The organism is Micromonospora inaquosa (assembly GCF_003857055.1).
Lineage (GTDB): Bacteria > Actinomycetota > Actinomycetes > Mycobacteriales > Micromonosporaceae > Micromonospora > Micromonospora inaquosa.
Genome location: NZ_QGSZ01000387.1, coordinates 1 through 6,252 on the forward strand (window position 1 = coordinate 1; position 6,252 = coordinate 6,252).

The 6,252-nt window shown below is 72.8% G+C and carries 6 protein-coding genes and 1 pseudogene; 4 read left to right on the forward strand and 3 right to left on the reverse strand.

Annotated features, from left to right (window positions below; translation table 11 throughout):
• Positions 1-4: 4 nt before the first annotated feature.
• Together DLJ59_RS34585 and DLJ59_RS34590 are read right to left on the reverse strand one after the other, a co-directional pair.
• Positions 5-658 (reverse strand): A24 family peptidase, encoded by a 654-nt coding sequence (locus tag DLJ59_RS34585; RefSeq protein WP_124778313.1) that lies wholly within the window; start codon positions 656-658, stop codon positions 5-7.
• A gap of 10 nt (positions 659-668) precedes the next feature.
• Positions 669-1,673, reverse strand: a complete 1,005-nt coding sequence (locus DLJ59_RS34590; RefSeq protein ID WP_208648937.1) for an EamA family transporter — start codon at positions 1,671-1,673, stop codon at positions 669-671.
• Positions 1,674-2,144: 471 nt separating this feature from the next.
• On the opposite strand from DLJ59_RS34590, the pseudogene DLJ59_RS37795 reads away from it, so the two are divergent.
• The 3 genes and pseudogenes from DLJ59_RS37795 to DLJ59_RS34605 all read left to right on the forward strand — a co-directional run.
• Positions 2,145-2,633: pseudogene (locus tag DLJ59_RS37795) on the forward strand (LppU/SCO3897 family protein); the annotation flags it as partial.
• Positions 2,634-3,115: 482 nt separating this feature from the next.
• Positions 3,116-3,562, forward strand: coding sequence for an LppU/SCO3897 family protein (locus tag DLJ59_RS38170; protein ID WP_124778319.1), 447 nt, complete (start codon positions 3,116-3,118; stop codon positions 3,560-3,562).
• Between the two features lie 156 nt (positions 3,563-3,718).
• Positions 3,719-4,960 (forward strand): ATP-binding protein, encoded by a 1,242-nt coding sequence (locus DLJ59_RS34605; protein WP_124778315.1) that lies wholly within the window; start codon positions 3,719-3,721, stop codon positions 4,958-4,960.
• 24 nt (positions 4,961-4,984) lie between these two features.
• Here DLJ59_RS34605 and DLJ59_RS34610 read toward each other — a convergent pair whose 3' ends face one another.
• Positions 4,985-5,533 carry a GNAT family N-acetyltransferase gene (locus DLJ59_RS34610; protein ID WP_124778316.1) on the reverse strand — a complete coding sequence of 183 codons (549 nt, stop codon included), beginning with the start codon at positions 5,531-5,533 and terminating at the stop codon, positions 4,985-4,987.
• 133 nt (positions 5,534-5,666) lie between these two features.
• On the opposite strand from DLJ59_RS34610, the gene DLJ59_RS34615 reads away from it, so the two are divergent.
• Positions 5,667-6,212, forward strand: coding sequence for a DoxX family protein (locus tag DLJ59_RS34615; RefSeq protein ID WP_124778317.1), 546 nt, complete (start codon positions 5,667-5,669; stop codon positions 6,210-6,212).
• Positions 6,213-6,252 lie beyond the last annotated feature (40 nt).

Consider the following 6,252-nt stretch of genomic DNA (forward strand, 5'->3'; position numbering starts at 1 on the left):
CGGGTTAGGTTAGGAGGGTGGCTAGCCAGGCGCCGGCCAGCAGGGCTGGGCCGAGGGGCAGCAGGGTGTTTCGGTGTACCCGTCGGGCGGCGAGCAGGCCGAGCACCAGGCCGCCGTGCAGGACATGCGGCAGGAGCAGGCCGGCCAGCAGGGCGTCCCGCCCCAGCCAGCCGAGCGGGAGGCCGAGGACGACGGCGAGTTTCACGTCCCCGAAACCCAGTCGGGACCGGGGCAGCAGGGCCAGCAGCACGTGCGCCGCGCCCGCGACCGCCGCGCCTCCCAGCGCGCCGACCAGTCGGCCGACAGTGCCGGCGAGCAACGCCGCAGCGGTCAGACCCCCGAAGGCCAGCAGCCCGGCGGTGAGGACCAACGGGTCGGGCAGCCGCAGGCAGGTCAGGTCGACCCGCGCCAGCACCAGACCGACCGCCGCGACGGCGAGGAAGACCGGCAGCGCCGGGTCGTCACCCACGGCGACGGCGAGGCCGACAAAGACGCTGGCCGCCACCATCGGGTCGCCGCAGGGCCATCGGACCGGCCGTGGCCCCGGGAACGACAGCGACCGGGCGTCCGTCGTGGCGAAGCGCCGCGACACCAGGGGTACGACGAGGCCGACCAACGTGCCGAGCAGCCCGATCGACACCAGCGCGGCGGCCGACATGGCCCGGACGTTACTGGCGTTCGCGCACCCGCGTGGCCCCCGATCGTGATCCCGTGCCGGCTCGACCCGGCCGTTCGGTGGTCACCACCAGGGCGACCCCGGCGACGATGACGGCACCGCCGAGCAGCACCTGCGGGGTGACCGGCTCGGCTACCAGCAGCGCGCCGAGCGCCACCGCGACCGCCGGATTCACGTAGGCGTACGTCGACACCAGCGAGATCGGCGCGTTGTGCAGCAGCCAGACGTACGCGGTGAAGGCCACCAGCGAACCGGCCACCATGAGGTAGCACAGCGCCAACCAGGACCTGGTGCTGACCGCCGCCGGGTGGAAGTCCGCCAGTTCACCCCGACCGGCGGCGACGACCGCCAGCACCAGCGCGCCGGCCACCATCTGGTACACCGTTGCCACGAAGGGGTCGGCGGGCATCCGGATCCGTCCGGACAGGAACGACCCGACCGACCAGGAGGCGGCTGCCGCCACCACGGTCAGCGCCCCGAGCAGCGGCACCGCGGCCGAACCACCGCCCGGCAGCACCAACAGGACGAGGCCGACGAAGCCCAGGGTGACCCCTGCGAACGTCCAGAGCGGCGGCCGGTCCCCGGTGGCCGAGCGCAACAGCACCACCAGCAGCGGCACCGTGGCCACCAGCAGCGCGGCGATCCCGGACGGCACCGCCACGCCCGGCGGCCCCGATTCGGCGAGCACCACCAGGCCATTGCCAGCGGCCAGCAGGAGCACCCCGACCAGCGCGGCGGAGCCGAGTTGCCGTCGGTCCACCCGCAGCGCGCCGGGCCCTCGACGCAGTCGCAGCACCACCGCCAGGATCAGGCTGGCCACGGCGAACCGGAGGGCGGCCGACAGCAGCGGAGGCAGCGTCTCCACGGCGATCCGGATGGCCAGATAAGTCGACCCCCAGAGCAGGTAGACCACGATCAACGCGGTCCAGATCAGGGCTGGTGTGGTGCTGGCGCGACGGCCGGCGAGGGCCGTGGTGCTCGGTGCAGGTGAGCTCATCAGTCGGCCACGCTACGGTGACCTCGGAGTCCGCGTCCCGCTTTGGTGGCCGGCCTCTCACCACTCGTGCAGGAGGGCGGCATGACGAACTACGGACAACCGGGGGGCGGCCACCCGGGGCCGTGGCGTGGCCAGAGACCCGATGAGACGCCGGGCCACCCGACACAGCAGCCCTACCCGCCCGCGTCGGAGTCCTACCCGCCGGCGGTTCCGTCGTACCCGCCCGCGCCGCAGGGACGGCCCGGGCCATACGGCGACCCACCCACCGCCGGCTACGGAGGCGGTACGGGGACGCCCTACGGTGCCGCGCCGGGCGCGCCCTACGGCGGCTCGTACCAGCCGACCCCGACGTACGGCGGGCAGCCGCCGTACCAGCCCGCCGACCAATACGGCGGGCAGCCCTCGTACCAGCCCGGCGACCCGTACGGCGGGCAGCCGCCGTACCAGCCCGCCGACCAATACGGCGGGCAGCCCTCGTACCAGCCCGGCGACGCGTACGGCGAGGATCCGGCACCGGGCCGGCGCGGTCGGGGGCCGCTGATCGCGGTGCTGGCCGTCGTCCTGCTGGTCGCCATCGCCGGCGCGTTCTGGTTCCGCAGTGGGCGGAGCGACCCGGCACCGGCAGCCGCGCCGAGCAGTTCGGCGGTTGCCGATGAGCCCAGCGCGGATGTGGTCGAGCCCGCGCCGAGTGCGGCCGCCCCGGAGTCGTCGGCCGATCCCCGGTTCGCGAAGGTCGGCCAGTGCGTCCGCAACGAGGGCGCCGCTGGTGGCAAGCCCAAGCTGCTGATCAGCGGCTGTACCGCGAAGTCGTACGAGGTGCTGAGCCGGATCGACGGCCCGACCAGCGGCGAGCGGGACGCCGAGACCAAGTGCGACAAGGTCAAGGGCTACACCAACTGGTACTTCTTCGACAGTGAGCTGGACACTCTCGATTTCGTCCTCTGCCTCAAGCAACGCTGAGACCACCCACCCCCGGGGATGACATGACGACCTACGGACCTGCGGGCTCCGACCAGCCGGACGACCAGTACCGGCGCCCGCCCAGCGGGCCTGACAGCTCACCACCGGCCGACCCGACCCTGCCCCAGTGGAGTGCCCCGCCACCCGCGGACGACCCGACGCGGCAGCAGTGGGGTCCCCCGCCGGCGGGCGCGGAGCCACCGACGGCACCCATGTGGGCACCACCGCCCACCGACCCGGAGCCGCCGACCACGCCGATGTGGGCGCCGCCGCCGACCTCCGGCCCGGGATACCCGCCGCCCGGGCCGTACCCACCGGCCGGGCCGCACCCACCGGCCGGGCCGTTCCCGCCGGCCGGGCCGTTCCCGCCGGTCGGCCCGACGCCGGGTCAGCCGGTCGGGCCGATGCCGGGTCAGCCTCCCGCGCCGTGGGGTCAGCAGCCTGCCAGCGGCTACGGGATGCAGCCTGCCGGCGGCTACGGGATGCCGCCCGTCGCGCCGGCGAAGACCGGTCGCAATGTCGCCCTCATCATCGCGGCGGTGGTGTTGCTCGTGCTGTGTCCGTGTCTCGGCCTGGCCAGTTGGGCGATCTGGAAGGCGGCCGACGCTGGCAGGGATGCCGCGCGTACCCCGTCGAGGAGCGCTCCGGTCGTTCCACCCGAGCTGCCCAGAGACGCGCCGCCGTCGGCTGTGCCGACCCCCGACGAGGAGTTCGCGCGGGGCGACTGCGTGGTGAACGACGGCAGTGAGGACAACGCGGAGCTGCGCAAGGTGCCGTGCGGCCCGAACACCTATCAGGTGCTGCTGCGCATTCCGGCGACCACCGACGGCGACCGGTGCGAGATGCTCGCGCCGCAGGCGACCGCGAACTACGTGCACGACAACTCGGTCGACCTGTTCGACTACGTGCTCTGTCTGAAGAAGCGGTAGCCCTGATCGAGGGGCCGATCCGGCGATTGGCAAAACTAGGGCTGTCTAGCGTGGAGGCTAGACAGCCCTAGTTTGTTGTCGACGGTTCCGACACGCCGGTAGCCCCATCTATGCATGTCTAGCCTCGCAGCTAGATGGCCCGATAATCTGCGATGCGTGGATCCGGTCCGCAACCCGTACGCGCCGGGCGCCGGTCAGCGTCCGCCCGAACTCGCCGGGCGGGGGCGGGAACTGGACGTCTTCGACATCGTGCTTGAGCGCATCGCCCGCGGCCGACCCGAGCGCAGCCTGATGCTCACCGGGCTGCGTGGCGTCGGCAAGACGGTTCTGCTCAACACCCTCCGGTCGCAGGCGATCAACCGGCTCTGGGGCAGCGGCAAGATCGAGGCTCGACCGGACCAGTCGTTGCGCCGACCGGTCGCCGCCGCGCTGCACATGGCGGTCCGGGAGTTGGCCCCCCGCCACCGCGCACCCGACCGGATCGACGCGTTCCTCGGCGTCCTCAAGGCGTTCGCCCAGCGGTCCACCCCGACCGGCCGGGCCGGTGCCGCCAGCAAGCTACGCGACCGGTGGCAGCCCGGCATCGACGTGCCGGCCGCCAGTGGTCGGGCCGACTCCGGCGACATCGAGATCGACCTGGTCGAGCTGTTCAGTGATGCCGCCGCCGTGGCCAGCGACGTCGGCACCGGCATCGCCATCTTCATCGACGAGATGCAGGATCTTGGCCCGGAGGACGTGTCGGCGCTCTGCGCCGCCTGCCACGAGCTGTCCCAGCTCGGCGCACCGCTGATCGTCGTCGGCGCCGGCCTTCCGCACCTGCCGGCCGTGCTCAGCGCCGCCAAGTCGTACTCCGAACGGCTGTTCCGCTATCAACGCATCGACCGGCTCGACCGGATCGCCGCCGACCGGGCGCTCTGCGCGCCCGCCGAGCGCGAGGAGGTCGAGTACGAGCAGAAGGCCCTCGACCTGCTCTACGAGAAGTCCGGCGGCTATCCCTACTTCGTCCAGGCGTACGGCAAGGCAACGTGGGACCATGCGCCGCGCTCACCGATCACCGCCGCCGATGTGCGGGTCGCCGCGCCCGAGGCGGAGGCCGAGCTGGCTGTCGGGTTCTTCGGGTCCCGGTTCGAACGGGCCACTCCCGCCGAACGCGAGTACATGCGGGCGATGGCCACGATGTCCGCGGTGGAGGGCGAGTCCGGCGCGGTGGTCCGCGACGACATGGACGCGGCGGTGCCCACCGCGGAGATCGCCCGAGCCCTCGGCCGCAAACCGGCCAGCCTCTCCCCGGCCCGGGACGCGCTGATCAAGAAGGGGTTGATCTACTCGGGTGAGCGGGGCACCGTCGCCTTCACGGTCCCGCACTTCGGCCGGTACCTGCGGACGCAGCCGGCCTGACCGCCACCCACCACGGCGGCCCGGTCAGACCTTCGACCAGGGCGCCGGAAAGAGCACCTCACCGCGAGGCGGGGGGCTTTCCTCGCTGGTGGACGGAGGCAGCACCAGCGCCTGCCACGGCTCACCGAGACCCGCCCACGGGCCGGTCAGGCCCAGCTCACTCGCCGGGCCGAACCCGAACCGGCGGTAGAAGGCCGGGGCACCGAGAACGACGACGAGCCGCTCGCCCAACTCGGTGGCGGCGTCCATGGCGGCCTGCACGACCGCCGTGCCGTGCCCGACGCGCTGCCGGTGCGGCGCGACCGCCACCGGGCCGAGTGCCAGCACGGGCAGGTCGGGGCCTCGCTCCGGCCGCAGACGCGCCCGGGTGAGCAGCGCGTAACCGACCACCTCACCGCCGTACTCGGCGACCATGGCCAGTTCCGGCAACCAGGCGGTGGTTTCGCGCAGTTCGTCGACCAGGCTGACCTCGGGCGGCGTCGCCACGTCCGGGCGGGCAAAGGCGGCGGCCAGCACGCGGCGGACCGAGCCGGCGTCGGCCGGGTCCTCGGGGCGTAGCCGCAGCGTGGTCACCCGCGCGACGTTACCCGCCAGCGCCCGTCCATCCGTGACGGTCGCTCGATTCGGCGTGGCGCACGTGTACGAACACCAATCCGATCCTGCGGTTGCCCGGGTAGCAAACGCCGCGACGGGGTATGACTGATCCATGACGCCCGTACGCTCCCTCGCCCGCGCCATGCTGAGCGGCATCTTCGTGGTCAGCGGGTATCGCAACTTCCGTGCTCCCGGCCGGCTGGCGGTCGCGGCCAAACCGGTGACCGACAAGGTCGCACCGATGCTGAAGAAGGCACACCCGAGCTTTCCCACCGATACCGAGACGTTGATCCGACTCAACGGGGCCGTGCAGGTCAGCGCCGGGTTGATGCTGGCCACCGGCCGGTTCAGCCGACCTGCGGCGCTGGTCCTCGCCGGCACGCTGGTGCCGGTGACCATCGCCGGGCATCCCTTCTGGAAGAACGACGACCCGAGCACCAGGAACAACAACCAGGTCCACGCCCTGAAGAACCTCGGGCTCCTCGGCGGTCTGCTGCTCGCCGCGGCGGACACCGGAGGCAAGCCGGGTCTGCGGTGGCGGACGGGCCACCGCATCGGCCACTCTCGACGTTCCATGCAACGCGCCGTCCGGACCGCCCGCCGCGAGGCCCGAATCGCCGTCCGCTCCGCGTCCACCGCACGTCGGCTCCCCGGCTGACCTGCGTCGATCCGTCTCTGCCCCACCCCCACCCCCCCCC